Origin of the sequence: Actinosynnema sp. NPDC050801 (genome assembly GCF_040673975.1) — a bacterium.
GTDB lineage: Bacteria > Actinomycetota > Actinomycetes > Mycobacteriales > Pseudonocardiaceae > Actinosynnema.
The window spans coordinates 123,045-140,669 of record NZ_JBFAQZ010000021.1; the positions used below are offsets into that span (position 1 = coordinate 123,045).

Sequence of the window (17,625 nt, forward strand, 5' to 3'; positions counted from 1 at the left end):
TCACCCCACCGGGATGATCGCCTTGACCTGGAACGCGCCGTTGGGCCCCACCTCGATCACCGGCAGCCGGCGGCCCACCGCGTTGCCGGTGGTGGCGTCGAGGGTGAACGCCCCGCCCGCGCCGCGGATCTGGTTGCGCTCGCGGTCGGAGCGCTCCAGTTCCGCGCGCACCGCCTGGCGGGTCGGGAGTTCGCCCGCCTCCAGGCCGTTGGCCGAGCGGCTGACGGCCTCGGACGCGGCGAGCGTCGCGTCGTGCATCATCACGCCCCAGCCGTCGGCCAGGTCCGCGGTGTCGAACCCCAGCTGCTGGAACTTCTCGGTCAGCGTGGCGAACTCGGTGATGCCCATCTCCCGGGCCGCGTCCGGGTCCACGTGCGGGGTGTAGACGATCGCCAGGTCCGGTTGGTCGTCGCGGGGCCGCAGGTCGGGCCTGGTGCGCAGCATCGAGGCGTCGGAGCCGGTGACCAGCGTGATGTTCCGCTCCCGCGCGCAGCCGCGCTGCCGCAGGTTGGTGATCAGGTCGTCCAGCAGCACGGCGCGACCCGCGTACAGCACGGTGTCCGGTGCGCCGTCACCGCACAGGTCGCGCATGATCTCGCGGAACTGGGTGTCCAGCGAGGCCTCGGTGTCGAACCGGCTCTCCACCGTGATCGACAGCGCGCCGCCCGCCGCGGCGGCCTTGAACTCCTCGTACAGCGTCGAGGTGTAGAGGTCGTTCTCGTTGACGTCGTACACGAGCATCGCCCGGGTCACGCCCTGTCCCGCCAGGTACGCCGACAGCACGCCGATCTGGTTGCCGGTGGTGGAGCTGACGCGGGTGAACCCCTTGATGTAGCGGGCGGGTTCGCCGGCCTGCGCCGGTTGCTCGACGTGGAAGTCGGTGGCCGTGACCACCGAGGCGACCATCGGGATGCCCGCCGCCGACAGCGCACGCGCGGTGTGCTGGGTGTTGGTGGTGCTCTGGCCGACGCCGACCACGGCGACCAGCCGCTGCTCGTCGGTGAGCTCGACGAGCTGGTCGACCACCCGCCGCCACTCCTGCTGCGTGCTGCCGGGGTTGGCCAGCAGCAGCCGCACCTTCGGTTCGCGCTTGCCCTCGTTCGCGGCCAGCTGGGCGACGTGGGCGCCCTCCAGCTGCGACCGGACCCGTTGCCACGTCACGCTGCCCACGCCGGTGGGCAGCAGCGGGGTGAGCACCGCGATCGTGACGTGCGGCTGCCCCTGCACCTTCCGGTTCTCCTCCAGGATGCGCCGCTGCACGTCGGCGAGCTGGTCGTCGAACACGTAGGAGCCGTCGGTGACGCCGACGCACTCACCGCCGTGCTCGGTCACGCCCTCGCCGCACCGGGTCAGCAGGGTCACCCCGGCGACGGCCACCCCGCCCAGCACCAGCGCCACCACCGCGGCGAGCGCCGTCAACCGGATGCGCTTGCGGCGCACCGCCCGCCTCGGCGTGGGCGGGGTGAAGTCGACCGGCTTCGGCGGACCGCTCAGCGCCCGCCGCGCGGTGGCCCGGCCGCGCGAGGGCGCGCCGCCCTCCTCCGCCCTGCCCTCCAGTTGCGCCGCGGCCCTGAGGAAGTCGTTGCGGGCCACGCCCGGTTGCTGCGCGAGCGTCTTCAGGTCCCAGGCCGCGCTGCCGTACAGGTCCGCGCGGTCGGCCGTGGACAGCGGGTCGCCCGCCATCCACAGCGCCGCCACCACGCGGGCGAGCGTGCGGCCCGGTTCGGTGGTGGCGACGGTGTGGCCGGTCGCGGCCAGCACCCGCCCGGGGTCGGCCTCGTCGGTGTCCAGGTCGTTGGGGGCGGCGGTGATGGCGTCCAGTTCGGCGAACCACGCCCGCGTGTCGGGCAGCAGCGATTCCAGGCGCCGCACGACCGCGTCCACGTCCCTCAGCGCCAACGCGTGGTAGAAGCGGTCCTGCTCCCGGCCGTGGTCGCGCAGCCACGTGTGCACGGCGTTCCACCGCTCGGGCGAGGCGGCCAACCGGCGCAGCAGCAGGTGCCGCAGGGCGGGCAGCATGACCGCGCGACCCGTGCCGGGGTCGCGGACCTGCAACACGATCGGCACCAGCCCCGCCCCGCCCCTCGGTGACGGTACGAGGCCGCTGCGCGCCAGCTCGTCGGCCTGCTCGACGTCCCGCGCGGCGGAGCACGCCTCCAGCACCGCCAGCGTCTCCTCGGCCGGCGAACCGAGCAGTGCGCGCGACAGGCGCTCCTCGACCGTGACGGGGTCCTTGTCGACCGGACCGCGCCACCGCGCCGCCAGCAGCTGCTTCACCGACGTGGGCGCGCCGGTGTTGTCGCCGATCGCCTTGACGACCACGGCGGTCGCCGCCGGGTGGCCCGCGGTGAAGCGGTACACCTCGGTGGCCACGGCCCGACGGGCGTTGAGCCGGGGACCGGCGACGTCGGCGACCATGTCCTTGACCTCGTCGGGCGTCAGGTCGCGCAACGCCACGGGGTAGGAGTCGCTCTCGTAGTCGCCCTGCCGCCGTTCGAGGTAGTCGTCGTAGCCCGCCTCCTCGGCGTAGGGGATCTCCTCGTCCGCCGCGAGCTGCCGGGCCACCCCGCCGGCGCTGGTGGCGACCACGGTCAACGGGTCTGACCCGCCCCGGCGGGCGTCGGCCAGCGCCCGGTACAGCAGCCGTCCCGGCCTGGTGTCGATGTCGTCGAGCAGCAGCACGCAGTTCAGCGACCACGTGCGCGCGCCGCGCCCGGCGAACGCGGCCCGCAGGTCGGCCAGGAAGGCCGCCCACAGCAGCTCGGTGGCCTCCTTGCGGTCGGCTTCGCTCGCGTCCTCACGGGTGAGCAGGTTCAGCCGCACCAGTTCGTCGTAGGCCTGGTTGCCCGAGCCGTACCACTCCAGGCCCTCGCCCAGCACGACCCGCCGCCCGCGTCGCCACGAGACCAGGCCGTCCAGGATGAGGTTCGGCGCGTACCGGGCGGCCGTCGTCACGCCGGGCAGGTCGCCCACGACCGGCACCGCGCCGGCCACGTCCTGCGCCAGGTTGTCCAGGAACGTGCGGAGCTGGTCCACCCGCCGCGCGTTCTCCAGCGCCTCGCGGATGCGCAACCGCGCGGCCTGGCCGGGCGCGTCGATCTGCGCGGCGATCGCGACCTGGGCGGTGACGAACCGCGGGAACGGGATGGAGCGGTAGCCGGCGGCGTTGCGGTTGAGGTCGAAGGCCAGCAGCGACAGCACTTCCCACGCCGTGGTGGCCTTCAGCTCGCCGCAGTCGATGCGCGCGTACGGCGACTTGCCGCGCAGGCCGCGCTCCAGGGAGTCGAGCAACGCGGTCTTCCCGCCGCCCTTGGGGCCGGTGAAGATCAGGATCGGGGCACGGCGGGTGGTCGGGTAGCCCCGGGGTTCGGGGCGGGTCGCGAACTCGCGCACCAGACCGATGGCCTGGTCCCTGCCGTGCAGCGTTAACGCGTCATCAGGCATGCGATCCCCCACGGACGAGCGGCGTCACCCATGATCACCCACGATCGACGCGATGTCACGGCGGCAGGCGGCGTACTGCGCCGACGCGGACCATACCGACCCGGGCGGGCTCGACGTGCGCGTTTCGCGGTGAGCGGCGGCGGGACCGACCGGGGTCGTCCCGCCGCCGGTCGCCGGTCAGACGGTCGTGAACCGGAACTGCTGGTTCTGCCCGGAGCCGCACGGGTACTGCTTGAACTGGAGGTTCTCCGACGAGCTGCTCGGCAGGTCGAGGCACTTGCCCGAGTGCCGCGCGACCAGCCTGGAGTAGCCGGACCCGGCGTCGACCACGGACCACTGCTGGTTCTGCCCGGAGTTGCAGGTCCACTGCACCACGGCCGCGCCGTCGGCGGTGCTGCCGTCGCTCACGTCGAGGCACTTGTTGGAGTGCCGGGCGATCAGCTGCTGGTAGCCGCCACCGGCGGCCTGGAGGCGGAACTGCTGGTTCTGGCCGCTGCCGCAGGGGTACTGCATCAGCGCCGCGCCGTCGGCTCCGCTGGCGTTGGCGACGTCCAGGCACTTGCCGGAGTGCCGCACCGCGATGCGGTTGTAGGTCAGGGGCACGGTGCCGATCGTGCCGGTCGCCGTGTCGATGACGATGCGGCCCGCGTTCGACAGGCTCATCGAGGTGTTGCCGGAGAAGGTGATCGGGAGCCAGACGTAGCTGGAGTCGCCCACGGGCCCGCCCCACGCGCCGGCCCAGCGGTCGCCCATGTAGAGGTAGGACGTGGTCTGACTGCCCTGGATCGGCAGCACGTAGGCCGGTTGCGAGCGGAACGTGGTGGAGTCGCCGACGTTCTGCATGGCGCTCCAGGGGCCGGACACGCTGGTCGCGGTGGCGTACTTCGCCTGGTTCGGCGACCACCCCGTGGCGCCGGAGGTCAGCATGAAGTAGACACCGTTGCGCTTGAACAACGCCGGGGCCTCGCGGTGCCCGCCCGGCCACGGGTTGCCCACCAGTTGCGCCACCCCGCGGTAGTCGGCGGTGAGGCGGTAGATGTGCAGGTCGTAGTTCTCCCGTGCGGCGGAGATCATGTAGGCCGTGCCGTCGTCGTCCTTGAACAGCGTGATGTCGCGCGACATGTGCTGGCCGAGCGGCCGGAAGCTGCCCTGGTAGGTGTAGTTGCCGTCCACTGTGGACGAGTACGCCACGGCCGCCCTGGCCTCGCCGTAGTGCTGGCCGTTCTCCCAGTGCATCCACATGACGTACTGGCCGGTGGAGGCGTTGTAGACGACCTTGGGGCGTTCCACCCAGGAGGTGCGCAGCTCGGCGTGGCTGTTCTGGGTGAGGACGTTGTTGCGGAACTCCCAGTTCTTCAGGTCGGTCGACCGGTAGACCGAGACGGCCCGGAACAGGTTGTCCGGGTGCCGGTTCTCGCCGAACCAGTAGTAGTAGGAGCCGACCTTGACCACGCCACCCCCGTGCGCCTGGACGAGGTTGCCGCTGGTGTCGGTGAACTGCACACCGACGTCGACGGTGACGGGCGCGGCGTGTGCGGTGCCGCCGGGTAGCAGCAGGGCCGCCAGCGCGACGGCCGCGGCGGTCAGCGCCGCACGCCAACGCCTCGGGAACGAGCGGGACATCTGGACTCCCTTGTCCGGCCCACAGCAGGGGAGGAGCCGGCGACCGGCGTGGGCTGGGCCGGTGCGCCGGTGCGTCCGAGTGGTGCGTTCCGGCGGCGGGGACAGCGCAATGTTTGCGTTAACATCGCGTTGCGGAGCAAGTGTGTGAGGTGGACGGCGCGGGTGTCAAGGGCACACCAGGGCTTCGAGCAGCTCCACGGCACGCCGGGCGGCGGGGTTGCGGGCGACGGACTTCTTGACCGCGACGCCGATGCGCCGCACCGGGGTCGGTGACACCACGGCGAGGGTCGTCAGGCCCTCGGGCAGCTCGCCGATGCCCAGCGCCGGCACCACCGTGAGCCCGATCCCCGTCGCCACGAACGAGATCGCGGTGCGGTAGTCGTGCGTCTCGACCACGAACCTCGGGGTGAACCCGGCTCGCGCGCAGGCGTCGAGGAGCACCTGGCGGCACGACCCGGTCCGCAGGTCGTTGTCCACCCAGTGCCGGTCGGCGAGGTCGGCCAGCCGCACCTCCGCGCGGCCGGCGAGCGGGTCGTCGGCCCGCACGACGGCGAGGTACGGGTCCTCCGCCAGCCTGCGCACGTCCACCGGCCCCGGGTACTCGACACCGGCTTGCTCCACGAAGATGCCGACGTCCGGGTCTCCCGAGGCGACGTCGGTCAGCCGCAGGTCCAGCCGGAGGTCGGGGAACTCGGCGCGCAGCACGGCCACGATCGGCGCCAGCCACGCCGAGCCCGCCGAGGAGAAGTAGCCGATCGACAGGCTGCCGACCCGACCGGCGCGCAGGTCCTCCACCACCCGCTCGACCCGCCCCACGGCGTCGAACAACGACTCGGCCTCGGTGGCGAGCACCCGCCCGGCCGCGGTGGGCTCGATGCCGCGACCGGCCCGTTCGAACAGTTGCAGGCCCGTTTCACGCTGCAACGCGGCGAGGTGCTGGCTCACCGCGGAGGGTGTGTAGCCGAGCGCGGCCGAGCTCGCGCGGATCGACCCGGTGGCGACGACGGCCCGCAGGACGCGGAGCCGGTGCAAGTCCAGCATGACGGGATCGTACAGTCTGACTGAACAGTCGGACAGAACACATCGCTTGTGCTGTACAGCCAGCGCCGTGACGATGTCCGGGTGACCCATCAACTCCAGCCCGCACCGCCCGCGCACGCCGGCGAGGCGGCCACCGACCGGACGGGCGTCGTGAAGGTCGCGGCGGCCGTGGGACTCGCGGTGGTCCTGTGGGCCTCGTCCTTCGTCGCCATCCGCGCCGTGGGGCACGCGCTGTCCCCCGCGCCGCTGGCGCTGCTGCGGCTCGGCGTCGCGGCCGTCGCGCTGACCGCGCTGGTGGCGGCCAGGCGCGGGGCGCGGGTCCGGCTCTCCCGCAAGGCGTTCCTGCTGATCGCGGCGTACGCCGTGCTGTGGCTCGCCGGCTACACGGTGGCCCTCAACGCCGGTGAGCGGCACGTGGACGCCGGCACCGCGGCGCTGCTGGTGAACCTGGCGCCGCTGCTGGTCGCGGTCGTCGCCGGGAAGTTCCTCGGCGAGGGGTTCTCCCGGCCGCTCGTGATCGGCTCGCTGGTCGCGCTGGGCGGCACGGCGATCATCGCGATGGGCGCCACCGCGCAGCGCGACGGCATCGGGGTGCTGCTGTGCCTGGTCGCCGCGCTGCTCTACGCCGCCGGGGTGATGATCCAGAAGGTCACGTTGCGCCACGTCGACGGGCTCACCGCGATCTGGCTGGGCTGCGTCGTCGCCACCGCCGTGCTGCTGCCGTGGTTGCCCCAGTTGGTCGGCGAGCTGCGGGTCGCGCCGGCGGGCGCCGTGCTCAGCGCCGTCTACATGGGCGTGTTCCCCACCGCGATCGGCTTCACCGCGTGGGCCTACGCGTTGCGCCGCACGGACGCGGGTCGGCTGTCCGCGACGACCTACGCCGTGCCGGCCGTGTCGGTGCTGATGTCGTTGGTGCTGCTCGGCGAGGTGCCCACGGTGCACGGGCTCGTCGGTGGCGCCATCTGCCTGGTCGGCGTGGCCATCTCCCGCAGGCGGTGAGACGGCGCCCGACCCGGGTGTCATGTCGGTCGGGGTTTCGCATCGCCGGGATTGATACCTTCGCGGCATGACCTTCACGCTGGAGCAGCTGCGGGGGTTCGTGGCCGTCGCCGAGGAGTTGCACTTCAGCCGCGCCGCCGCCCGGCTGGCGATGACGCAGCCGCCGCTGAGCAGGCAGATCCAGAAGCTGGAACGGGCCGTGGACGCGCAGCTGCTGGTCCGGGACAACCGGCGGGTCACCCTCACCACGGCGGGCGAGGTGTTCCTGGTCGAGGCGCGGCGGTTGCTGTCGTTGGCCGAGACCGCCCCGGAGCTGGCCCGGCGGGTGTCGTCGGGTTCCAGCGGTGTGATCCGGGTCGGTTTCACCGCGGCGGCGACCTACGGGATCCTGGGTCGGCTGCTGGACGAGGTCGCCGGGCAGCTGCCGGACGTCGACGTGGAACTGGCCGAGATGGTGACCCGCGAGCAGGTCGCCGGCCTGGTGAACGAGGAGGTCGACCTCGGGCTCGGCCGGCCGCCGTTCGACGACTCGACGTTCGGCTCGCGGCTGCTCTACCGGGAGGGGCTGCTGGTCGCGGTGCCCGGCGGGCACCACCTGTCGGCCCTCGACCGGGACGCGACGGCCGACGACGTGGTGCGCGAGCCGGTGATCATGCACTCGGCCACCAAGGCGCGCTACTTCTACGACCTGGTCGTGCGGACCGTGCCGATCGCGCCGGAGAACACCGTGCACACGGTCAGCCAGGTGCTCACCATGCTCTGGCTGGTCGCGGCCGGCAGGGGCGTGGCGTTCGTGCCGGAGTCGGCGGCACGGCTGCGGATCGACGGCGTCGACTTCGTCCGGCTGGAGACCGCCGTGGCCAAGCCGGTGGAACTGCACCTGGTGTGGCTGAAGGCGTCGGCGAACCCGGCCCTGTGGCGGACGTTGAGCGTGCTGGAGGGCCGCACGCCCTTCGAGTGATGCACTCCGGGTATCAAACAATGCGAAACAACTCTTGGACACGCATCACTCCGCCTTCATACGGTGGCTCCGACCACCGTCCCGCGTTGCTCCGAACGCCGGATGGACCACCCGGAGCAAGGACGTGGACCCGTGCCGCAGCTCGACCCAGCCGATCTCGCCGACCGACTCGCATCCGGGCTGCTCTCCTTCCCGGTCACCCACTTCGACGCCGACCTGCGGTTCGACGAGGCCCGGTACCGGGAGCACCTGGCCTGGCAGTCGGGGTTCGACGTGGCCGGGCTGTTCGCCGCGGGCGGCACCGGTGAGGGGTTCTCGATGACACCGGAGGAGGTGGACCAGGTGGTCCGCGTCGCCGTGGACGAGGTGGGCGGCAAGGTGCCCGTCGTGGCGCCGGCCACGGGCGCCACGGTCGTGGCGGCGGCCCAGGCGCGGGCCGCCGAGGCCGCGGGCGCGTCCGGCGTGCTGCTGTTCCCGCCCTACCTCACCGAGGCCGGTCAACGGGGCCTGGTCGAGCACATCGGCGCGGTGTGCCGCGCCACCGACCTCGGCGTGATCGTCTACAGCCGCGCCAACGCCGTGCTGACCGACGCGACCGTCGCCGAGGTCGCCGACCGCAACCCCAACCTGATCGGGCTCAAGGACGGCGTCGGCGACGTCGAGCGGATGACCCGCACCTACGCCCGCGTCGGTGACCGGCTGATCTACATCGGGGGCCTGCCGACCGCGGAGACGTTCGCCCTCCCGCTGCTGCAACTCGGCGTGAACACCTACTCCTCGGCGTTGTTCAACTTCGCGCCCGAGTTCGCGCTGCGGTTCTACGCCGCGGTCCGCGCGCAGGACCGCGGCGCCGTCTACGGGATGCTCACCGACTTCGTCATCCCCTACCTGGACATCCGCGACCGGGCCCAGGGTTACGCGGTGTCGATCGTGAAGGCCGGCCTGACCGCCGTCGGCCGCAACGGCGGCCGGGTGCGCCCGCCGCTGAGCGACCTGACCGAGGACGAGCTCGCCGACCTCACCACCCTGGTCCGGAAGATCGCCTGATGGCGGACGCCCGCGCCGACCGGGACACCCCCGCCGCGCACGGGCCGACCCCGGTCCACACCCACCCGAGGAGCCCCATGTCGACCGCAGCCCCCTCTCCCGCGTCGGACCGGATCAGCTCGGTGGCGTTGTCGTCGGTGACCCTGCCGCTGCCAGTGGGCATCAGCGACGCCAAGGTGTTCACCGGGCGGCAGCAGCCGATGACCGAGGTCGCGTTCCTGTTCGCCGAGATCCGGACCGAGGCGGGGCTGGAGGGCGTCGGCTTCGGCTACGCCAAGCGCGCCGGCGGGCCCGCCCAGTTCGCGCACGCCCGCGAGGTGGCGCCGGACCTGATCGGCGAGGACCCCAACGACATCGGCAGGCTCTGGGACAAGCTGGTGTGGGCGGGCGCGTCGGTGGGGCGCAGCGGCGCCGCGACCCAGGCGTTGGCCGCGTTCGACATCGCGTTGTGGGACCTCAAGGCCAAGCGCGCGGGCCTGCCGCTGGCGAAGCTGCTCGGCGCGCACCGCGACTCCGTGCGCTGCTACAACACCTCCGGCGGCTTCCTGCACGAGTCCGTGGACCGGATCAAGGACAACGCGACCCGCACGGTGGAGTCGGGCGTCGGCGGCATCAAGGTCAAGGTCGGGTTGCCGGACTGGCGCGAGGACCTGCGCCGGGTCGCCGCCGTCCGCGAGCACCTGGGCGCCGACGTGCCGTTGATGGTGGACGCCAACCAGCAGTGGGACCGCCCGACCGCGATGCGCGTCGGCCGGCTGCTGGAGGAGTTCGACCTGGTGTGGATCGAGGAGCCGCTGGACGCCTACGACGTCCAGGGGCACGCGGAGCTGGCCCGGTCGCTGACCACGGCGGTGGCGTCCGGCGAGATGCTGACCAGCGTCGCCGAGCACTACGAGCTGATCCGTGCCGGCGCCGTGGACGTCCTGCAACCCGACGCGCCCCGCGTCGGCGGCATCACCCAGTTCCTCAAGCTCGCCACCCTGGCCGACCACCACCACCTCCAGCTGGCGCCGCACTTCGCCATGGAGATCCACGTCCACCTCGCCGCCGCCTACCCGCGCGAGCCGTGGGTGGAGCACTTCGACTGGCTGTACCCGCTGTTCGACGAGCGGTTGGAGACCAGCGGCGGCCGGATGCACCTGTCCGACCGCCCCGGCCTCGGCATCACCCTCAGCGACCAGGCCCGCGCGTGGACCGTCGACAGCGCCACCGTCGACGCGCCCCGGTGACACCGGCGCCGGTGCGTGGTGCCCGCCGGAGCCGCCGGGTCGGGGTCAGCGCCGCAGCGGCAGGTTCACGGTGACGTCGCGGAGCACCATCGCGCCGGGCGTGCGGCTGCCGTGCAGCGGGAACATGTCCGACAGCGGGGTCACGGTGAGGAACAGGGACTGACCGGCGGGGATCGACGCGGCGACCGCGGGCAGTTCGATCGTGCGGCGGGTGCCCGGGTTCAGGCCTCGCTCGCGGTGCGGCAGCACGTTGTTCTGGATGACCTTGGCGGTCGGCGCCGACGTGCCGGCGCTGAGCGCGAAGAACGCGCGGGTGTCCAGGCCCAGGGTGCCGACCAGGGCGTCGAGGGTGGGTGATCCGGCCACCGTGAGCGGACCGTCCGCGATCTTGATCGCCTGAGGCAGGCCGACACCGGCCGTGGTCACGATCGTCGGCAGCACAACGGTGGTGGTCGGCGCGACGGAGTCGACGGTGACGCAGCCGCCCTCGGCGGTCATCAGCTGGTAGCGGCCGTGGCCGGTGACGGTGCGCGGCGCGCCCAGCAGGTTCTCCGCGAGGAACCGCAGTTCGAGTTCGTCGTACCCGCCGAGCCGCGCCGAGCACGCGTCACCCGCGACGGCGTATCCGGCGGGGAGGGTGCTGGGCAGCGCGTGACCGCCGTTGTAGCCGACGAGCAGGCTCTTCGCGCGGGCACCCGGGGTCAGCGCGCGGTCGAAGTTGTCGATCGCCTGGTCCAGCGGGAACAGGTTGTCGCTGATGCCCTGGCGCAGCAGGACCGGGATGTCCAGGCGGCGGCCGGCGGCGACGTGGTGCGCGGGACCGTTGTCGCGGAAGAACTCGTCCATGGCGGCGGGCCAATCGCCGGTGAGCAGGCCTTCGGCGTAGCCGGTGTGCAGGGCCGAGGTGTGCGCGTCGAGGGCGGCGGCGTACAGGGCGGTGACCCAGGTGGTGCGGACGACGTCGCGCGGGGCGAGGCTGTCGTTGAGGGAGTGCCAGGTGATCTGGGACGCCAGCGCGTCGAAGCGGGTGCGGCCGGTCCTCGCCAGCTCGGTGAACGCGCCGGCGAACTGGAAGCCGCCGCCGTAGGAGCCGCCGACGGCGCCGAGGACCGGGTCGTCCGGGCCGTTGTGGCGCACCCAGTCCAGGGACGCCACGTGGTCGATCACCCGGATGACGTCCTCGCCCTCGAACGTGGGGTCCTCCACGTGCGCCTTGCCGCCGCTCTGGTCGAAACCGCGCTGGTCGATGCTGACCACGCCGAAACCCGCGTCCAGGTACCGCCGGAACGAGCCTGGCGCGGACGTGCGGCTGCCGCCCCAGCCGTGGCTGTGCATCAGCACGGGCACCCGGTTGTCGGGCGAGGCGGACGCCGGCTTGAACACGCTGACGCAGATGTCCACCGGTCCGGGCTCCAACGGGTCGGTCTCCGGCACGCTCGCGACGCAGACGTGCACCGGCGCGGGGTGATCGGCGCTCGCCGCGGCCGGAGGGGCGAGGGTGACAGCCGCTACGGCGAGTGCGATCACGAGGCGCATCGGTTCCTCCGGGTCGTCGGGGTGGCGCGGTGAGGCGCAGTGGGTGCAACGAGCGGGCGTGAAGATCGTCACGCCGATATACCTTGTGCACAACTAAATCGCACACTAGCTTTATGGCATCGACCCGAACGAAGGACCGAGGAGAACAAGATGACCGGCCAGAACCCCACCGTCGTCCTGGTGCACGGCGCGTTCGCCGACGCGTCGAGCTGGGCCCAGGTGATCGACCGGCTGCGGGCGCGTGGTGTCGACGCGCTCGCGGTGGGCAACCCGCTGCGCGGGCTCGCCCACGACGGCGACTACGTCGCGAGCATCGCGAGCCAGGTCGACGGGCCCGTCGTGCTGGTCGGCCACTCCTACGGCGGCCCGGTCATCACGCACGCCGCCGCCAAGACCCCGAACGCGAAGGCCCTGGTGTACGTAGCCGCGTTCGGCATCGACAAGGGCCAGAGCGCGTTGAGCTCGGTCGAGAGCTTCCCGCCGGTGGAGCTGAACACGTCCCTGGTGCCGCAGCAGTTCGCCGACGGCGAGGGCACGGAGACGGAGTTCACCATCCGCCGCGACGCGTTCCCGAGCGTGTTCGCCGCCGACCTGCTGGCCGAGGTGACCGCCACCGCCGCGGTCAGCCAGCGCCCGATCGCGGCCCGCGCGCTCGGTGAGCCGCTGTCGGTCGAGCCGGGCTGGAAGTCGCTGCCGTCGTGGTTCGTGGTGGCGACCGCGGACAACGCCATCCACCCGGACTCGCAGCGCGCCGCCGCCGACCGCCTGGGCGCCACCACGGTCGAGGTTGAGGCCTCGCACGCCATCGCCCTCTCCCGCCCGACCGAGGTCGCCGACCTGATCCTCGCCGCCGTCACCGCCATCGCCTGACCGCGCGAGTCGAACCCTCACGTCCCGCGAGTCGAACGTTCGGGACCACCGAGTTCCACGTTCGCGTCCGACCCCCGCGTCGCCCGGAGCGTCCTGAACATGGAATTCGGGGGTCCTGAGTGGACGACTCACCGGACCTGAGGGTTCGACACGCGGGACCTGGGGGTTCGACACGCGGGACGTGGAGGTTCGACTCGCCGGGGGTGGAAGGATCGGCGGCTATGCGGGTGCTGCTGGTGGAGGACGACGAGCCGATCGCCGAATCGCTCACGCGGGGGTTGGGCAGGTACGGGTTCGACGTCGAGTGGGTGCGCACGGGGGCCGAGGCGCTGGCCGCGGGGCCGACCGACATGGTGCTGGTCGACCTCGGCCTGCCCGACATGGACGGGCTGGACGTGTGCCGGGAGCTGCGCGCCCGCGGTGACGTGCCGATCATCGTGATCAGCGCGCGGGCGGACGAGACGGATCGCGTGGTCGGGCTGGAGATCGGCGCGGACGACTACGTGTCCAAGCCGTTCGGGGTCCGCGAGGTGATCGCGCGGATGCGCGCGGTGCTGCGCCGGGTCCGGCCCGCGATGACCCAGCCGGACCCCACCCGCCCGGATCCGGCGCGGCCGAGCCGGATCGCGATCGACCGGCGGGCACGGCGGGTGCACGTCGACGGCGTCGAGGTCGCCCTGACGCCCAAGGAGTACGACCTGCTGGTGTTCCTGGCCGAGGCGCCGGGCGCGGTGTTCACCCGGGAGCAGATCATGGAGGCGGTGTGGGACGCCAACTGGTTCGGCCCGACCAAGACCCTGGACGTGCACGTGGGCGCGTTGCGCCGCAAGCTCGGTGACGCGGTCGCCGTGGAGACCGTGCGCGGCGTCGGGTTCCGGTTGGTGCTGACGTGATCCGGCAGCTCGTCGCGAGCTACGTGCTGCTGGTGCTGGTGGCCATCGCCGCGTTCACCGTCCCGGTCGCGTTCACGCTCACCGATCAGCTCTACCGGGACGAGGAGAACTCCGCGCGCCGGGAGGCGGAGACGGCCGCGCTGCTGCTGGCGCCCGCCGACGCGCCGTCCCGGCAGGCGCTGGCCCGGCTGGTGGACGCCTACCAGCGGCAGACGCCCGGCCGGTTGGACGTGCTGTCCGCCGCACGCACCGCCGTGGACCCGCTGCCGCTGCCCGCCGCCGTGGACGACCCGGCGTTCACCGACGCGTTGCACGGCCGGGAGTCGCTGCGGTGGGGAGAGGCCGGGGCGTTGGGCGCGGAGGGCCTCGTGCTGGCGGTGCCCGCCAGGGCCTCGGACGGCACGGTCGTCGGCGCCGTCCGGATCAGCTACCCGTCCGGGCCGCTGAGCACCCGGTTGTGGCAGATCTGGGGTTTCCGGGCCGCCCTGGCGGTGACCGTGCTGGGCGCGGCGGCCGTGGTCGGCTTCCTGCTGGCCCGACGGCTCACCCGCCCGCTGCGCGAGCTCAACCGGATGGCGGGCAGGCTGCGCGACGGCGACCTCACCGCCCGGGTCGAGGAGACCGGCCCGCCGGAGACCCGGACGCTGGCCGGCACCCTCAACACCGCGACCGAGACCATCGGCACCCTCGTCGGCTCGCAGCGCGCGTTCATCGGCGACGCCTCCCACCAGCTGCGCACCCCCTTGACCGCGTTGCGCCTGTCGCTGGACAACATCGCCGACGGCGTCGACGACCCGTACGTGCGGGAGGACGTCGACCACGCCACCGCCGAGGTCGTGCGGATGAGCAGGCTGGTCAGCGGGCTGCTCGTGCTGGCCAGGGCGGAGTCCACGGTCGCCGCGCCGGAACCGGTGCGGATCGTGGACGCCGTCGCCGACCGGTTCGACGCCTGGCGCGCCGCCGCCGAGGAGCGCGGCATCCGGCTGCGGCAGGACGCCGCGGACCCGGACCTGCGCGCCCTGGCCGGCCACGGGCACCTGGAGCAGGTGCTGGACAACGTGCTGTCCAACGCGCTCGCCGTGTCCCCGGACGACGCCACGATCACCGTGCGCAGCAGGCGGGAAGCCCGCAGCGCGGTCATCGAGGTGGTCGACCAGGGGCCGGGCCTGACCCCGGCGGATCGCCGGCGGGCGTTCGACCGGTTCTGGCGAGGCCCGGGGCTGACGGGCCGCTCCGGCTCGGGCCTCGGGCTCGCCATCGTCAAGCAACTGGTGGCCGACGACGGCGGTTCCGCGAGCCTGCACGAGAACGAGCACGGCGGGCTGTGCGTCCGGATCGTGCTGCGCTCCGCCTGATCCGGTGCTACTCGGGCATGGCCGACGAGTGGTGGTTGACGATCAGCCACTTCCCGTCGATCCGCTCGTAGGCGAACGTGTAGCGGGCGTCGACCTTCGTGCCGTTCGCGGCGAGCGTGAAGCGGTAGACGCCGGCGTCGATCGCGGCGTCCGGGCCGAGTACCGCCACGTGCGACTCCAGGACCTCGCCGGACGGCTTGTTCGCCAGGAAGTGCTCGAAGTAGTCGACGATCTCGGCGCGGTCGGAGCGGACGTTGTTCGACAGCGTCGGCAGCAGCACGGCGTCGGGCGCGTAGAGGTCGGCGACCCGCTGCGGGTCCCCCGTGGCCAGCGCCCGATTCCAGTCGCCGAACAACGCCTGTACCTCCGGCGTGGCGGGCCGTGCGGCGGTGGTCGTGGCCGCGGTCGACTGCTCGTCGCCTGCGGCGGTGCCGCACCCCGTCAGCGTGGCGGTCAAAACCATCGTCGTGGCCACTGCGGCGATCGCCGCGGAACGACCACTTCGGACGTTGCTCATCGTCATCTCCTGTGGGTGGTGCGGGTGTCGCGTTCCACTTTCGTGGGACGTGTGGAAGCGGCGGCACAGTAGGAGGACAACGGGGAGCAAGGGTTTCACCAAAAGACGGCGTGGCCGGGAAAACGGCGTGGCCGACCGGGGTCGGCCACGCCGTGTCCACCGGCCGTCGGTCAGCCGATCTTGCCGACGCCCGCGCCGGCCGTGACGAGGGCCTTCACGCCGTTCGGGTCGTCCAGGGTGTAGGAGTAGTAGTCGCGCGGCTCCTGCACGGTGCCACCGCAGTCGGGCTGCCCCGACTCACCGACGAAGACGTTGTCGCGCGCCACGCACCGCCCGGTGGGTCCGGCGTAGCTGTTGCTCACCGGTTCCTCGACGTCCTCGAAGTAGTTGCCCTCCACCACGCAGCCCGAGTTCGCCTGGCACGCCACGCCGACGTCGGTGTTGTAGACGTAGTAGTTGTTGAACACGTGCACCGGCTCGCCGAACCGGACGCGCGGGTTGCGCTGCGGTGTCCGGTCGAACCAGTTGTGGTGGTAGGTGACCTTCAGCCGGCCGACGTCCTGGGCGCCGTTGCCGTCGTCGTGGCCCAGCAGCATGTTCTTGGTGTGGTTGTGGGTGTGGTTCCAGGACACGGTGACGTAGCTGGAGCCCCGCTTGATGTCGATGGCGCCGTCGTAGCCGGCGGACAGGTCGTTGTGGTCGATCCACACGTGGTGGGAGAACATCTGCACGTTGATCGCGTCGTCGGCCCAGTTGCGGAACACCAGGTTGCGGACGATGACGTTGTGCACCGCGTCGGCGGGCGGCGAGGTGACGTCGGAGACCGGCAGGCCGATGTTCAGCCCGCCGCCGGTGAGGCCGGACGTCGAGCCGATGCCGACGATCGTCTTGTCCGACGTGACGTTGTGCATGGGGCCGGGCAGCGCCAGCATCCCGCGCACGCAGATGGTGAGCGGACCGGCCTGGGCGATCGCGGCGAGGAACTCCGCGGCCGTGTCGACCTCGATCGTGGGTCCGCCCGCGCCGCCCGTCGTGCCGCTCTGGCCCCACGCGGTGACGGAGGCGAACCCGACCGGCCGGCCCGAGGTGGCACAGGAGCCGGGCTGCTGCGAGGTGGTGGTGGTCGTCGTGCTCGTCGTGCTCGTGGGCCCGCCGGGTCCGGGTACGTCGGTCACCAGCACGTCGTCGAAGGACGCCGCGGCGTAGTAGGTGGCGAGGCCGACCCGGCCGCTGCCGAAGGTGGCGTCGGTGGCGGTCACCACCTCGGTGCCGTTGACGAAGCCGCGCAACGTGCTGCCGAACGCCTCCAGCCGCACGGTGTGCCACGCGCCGACGGTCACGGCGGCCGGCACGGAGGCCAGGGCGGTGAGCCCGCCGCCGACCCGCTTGCCGAGCACCGCGGCGCCGGCGTTGGTGAGGCCCAGGTAGTAGTAGTTGCCGGTGTTCTGCACCCGGGCCGTCACGGCGACGTGCCGGTTCGCGCCGTTGAACGCGGTCGGCTTGACCCTGGCCTGCACCGACTGGCCGGACCAGACCGCGCCCGCCGACGACCTCGCGTCGGAGCTGGTGCCGGACTGCCGCAAGACCCGCGAGCCGTCGGCCACCACCGACCAACTGCCGCCGCTGGCGCTCCAACCGGTCGAGTTGCCGTCCTCGAAGTCGTCACCGAACAACGTGGCGGCCGATGCGGTCGGCACCAGTAAAACCGCCACCGCGAAGATGAATCCGCTCGCCACCGCGGCGAGCGACGCTAATCTTCCGTGCTTGCTCAAGGGAGCCTCCTGCTGCTGAACCGGGCGTTTCGCGCCCGATTCCGTCGACCCTTCGGCGTTCACGGTGGTGAATGGGTTCACGCTGGTGAACGCAGGTGTGAACGCGTTCGGGCGACGGCTGCCGACAAACGGAGGCGGCGGTTGGCGGCATGCTCTCGAAAGTGCTTCGAATCCTTGCCGCGAAGGTAGAGCTTCGTTTCCGGGACGTCAACGCCGGAGCACGCGGCGGACTATCCGAACCGACCGGACGGCGGATATTCAGGGGTTGTCGACGGGGATGGTGTCGAGGACGGTCTGGGCGATGGTGTGGGCTGGTTGTCGGTAGGTGTGGGCGAGGG

At 72.3% G+C, this 17,625-nt stretch carries 13 protein-coding genes; 7 read left to right on the forward strand and 6 right to left on the reverse strand.

Going from position 1 to position 17,625, the window contains the following annotated elements; all coding sequences use genetic code 11:
• From AB0K14_RS33410 to AB0K14_RS33420, 3 genes are all read right to left on the reverse strand, one after another.
• Positions 1-3,444 (reverse strand): hypothetical protein, encoded by a 3,444-nt coding sequence (locus tag AB0K14_RS33410; protein ID WP_360464844.1) that lies wholly within the window; start codon positions 3,442-3,444, stop codon positions 1-3.
• Between the two features lie 177 nt (positions 3,445-3,621).
• On the reverse strand, positions 3,622-5,067 hold the full coding sequence (locus tag AB0K14_RS33415) for an RICIN domain-containing protein (protein WP_360464841.1): 1,446 nt from the start codon (positions 5,065-5,067) through the stop codon (positions 3,622-3,624).
• 165 nt (positions 5,068-5,232) lie between these two features.
• Positions 5,233-6,108, reverse strand: coding sequence for a LysR family transcriptional regulator (locus tag AB0K14_RS33420; protein ID WP_360464838.1), 876 nt, complete (start codon positions 6,106-6,108; stop codon positions 5,233-5,235).
• A gap of 81 nt (positions 6,109-6,189) precedes the next feature.
• On the opposite strand from AB0K14_RS33420, the gene AB0K14_RS33425 reads away from it, so the two are divergent.
• From AB0K14_RS33425 to AB0K14_RS33440, 4 genes are all read left to right on the forward strand, one after another.
• The gene (locus tag AB0K14_RS33425) at positions 6,190-7,107 is read left to right on the forward strand and encodes a DMT family transporter (protein WP_360464835.1); all 918 of its coding nucleotides are present in this window, start codon (positions 6,190-6,192) and stop codon (positions 7,105-7,107) included.
• Between the two features lie 67 nt (positions 7,108-7,174).
• The gene (locus AB0K14_RS33430; protein WP_360464832.1) at positions 7,175-8,068 is read left to right on the forward strand and encodes a LysR substrate-binding domain-containing protein; all 894 of its coding nucleotides are present in this window, start codon (positions 7,175-7,177) and stop codon (positions 8,066-8,068) included.
• Positions 8,069-8,200: 132 nt separating this feature from the next.
• Positions 8,201-9,115: a 5-dehydro-4-deoxyglucarate dehydratase gene (kdgD, locus tag AB0K14_RS33435; RefSeq protein WP_360464829.1), complete on the forward strand. Its 915-nt coding sequence runs from the start codon at positions 8,201-8,203 to the stop codon at positions 9,113-9,115.
• Positions 9,116-9,192: 77 nt separating this feature from the next.
• The gene (locus AB0K14_RS33440) at positions 9,193-10,344 is read left to right on the forward strand and encodes a mandelate racemase/muconate lactonizing enzyme family protein (RefSeq protein ID WP_360464826.1); all 1,152 of its coding nucleotides are present in this window, start codon (positions 9,193-9,195) and stop codon (positions 10,342-10,344) included.
• Between the two features lie 45 nt (positions 10,345-10,389).
• Here AB0K14_RS33440 and AB0K14_RS33445 read toward each other — a convergent pair whose 3' ends face one another.
• On the reverse strand, positions 10,390-11,952 hold the full coding sequence (locus tag AB0K14_RS33445) for an alpha/beta fold hydrolase (RefSeq protein ID WP_360464823.1): 1,563 nt from the start codon (positions 11,950-11,952) through the stop codon (positions 10,390-10,392).
• 78 nt (positions 11,953-12,030) lie between these two features.
• Between AB0K14_RS33445 and AB0K14_RS33450 the strand changes: the two genes are divergently transcribed.
• The 3 genes from AB0K14_RS33450 to AB0K14_RS33460 all read left to right on the forward strand — a co-directional run bounded on the left by AB0K14_RS33450 (position 12,031) and on the right by AB0K14_RS33460 (position 14,998).
• On the forward strand, positions 12,031-12,750 hold the full coding sequence (locus AB0K14_RS33450; protein ID WP_360464820.1) for an alpha/beta hydrolase: 720 nt from the start codon (positions 12,031-12,033) through the stop codon (positions 12,748-12,750).
• A 221-nt stretch (positions 12,751-12,971) separates the two neighbouring features.
• Positions 12,972-13,643, forward strand: coding sequence for a response regulator transcription factor (locus AB0K14_RS33455; protein WP_360464817.1), 672 nt, complete (start codon positions 12,972-12,974; stop codon positions 13,641-13,643).
• Complete coding sequence (locus AB0K14_RS33460) at positions 13,640-14,998, forward strand: HAMP domain-containing sensor histidine kinase (protein ID WP_360464814.1); 1,359 nt, start codon at positions 13,640-13,642, stop codon at positions 14,996-14,998. Before AB0K14_RS33455 ends, AB0K14_RS33460 begins: the two co-directional genes overlap by 4 nt.
• 7 nt (positions 14,999-15,005) lie before the next feature.
• Here the strand turns inward: AB0K14_RS33460 and AB0K14_RS33465 are convergent, their stop codons facing one another.
• Positions 15,006-15,515, reverse strand: a complete 510-nt coding sequence (locus AB0K14_RS33465) for an SgcJ/EcaC family oxidoreductase (protein ID WP_360464811.1) — start codon at positions 15,513-15,515, stop codon at positions 15,006-15,008.
• 170 nt (positions 15,516-15,685) lie between these two features.
• On the reverse strand, positions 15,686-17,287 hold the full coding sequence (locus AB0K14_RS33470; protein ID WP_360464808.1) for a family 16 glycoside hydrolase: 1,602 nt from the start codon (positions 17,285-17,287) through the stop codon (positions 15,686-15,688).
• Positions 17,288-17,625 lie beyond the last annotated feature (338 nt).

Bases quoted from the DNA above. Each gene is read 5' to 3' on its own strand.
- AB0K14_RS33415 (WP_360464841.1), bottom strand. From the start codon at position 5,067: ATGTCCCGCTCGTTCCCGAGGCGTTGGCGTGCGGCGCTGACCGCCGCG.
- AB0K14_RS33465 (WP_360464811.1), bottom strand. From the start codon at position 15,515: ATGAGCAACGTCCGAAGTGGTCGTTCCGCGGCGATCGCCGCAGTGGCC.
- AB0K14_RS33420 (WP_360464838.1), bottom strand. From the start codon at position 6,108: ATGCTGGACTTGCACCGGCTCCGCGTCCTGCGGGCCGTCGTCGCCACC.
- AB0K14_RS33455 (WP_360464817.1), top strand. From the start codon at position 12,972: ATGCGGGTGCTGCTGGTGGAGGACGACGAGCCGATCGCCGAATCGCTC.
- AB0K14_RS33430 (WP_360464832.1), top strand. From the start codon at position 7,175: ATGACCTTCACGCTGGAGCAGCTGCGGGGGTTCGTGGCCGTCGCCGAG.
- AB0K14_RS33440 (WP_360464826.1), top strand. From the start codon at position 9,193: ATGTCGACCGCAGCCCCCTCTCCCGCGTCGGACCGGATCAGCTCGGTG.
- AB0K14_RS33410 (WP_360464844.1), bottom strand. From the start codon at position 3,444: ATGCCTGATGACGCGTTAACGCTGCACGGCAGGGACCAGGCCATCGGT.
- AB0K14_RS33450 (WP_360464820.1), top strand. From the start codon at position 12,031: ATGACCGGCCAGAACCCCACCGTCGTCCTGGTGCACGGCGCGTTCGCC.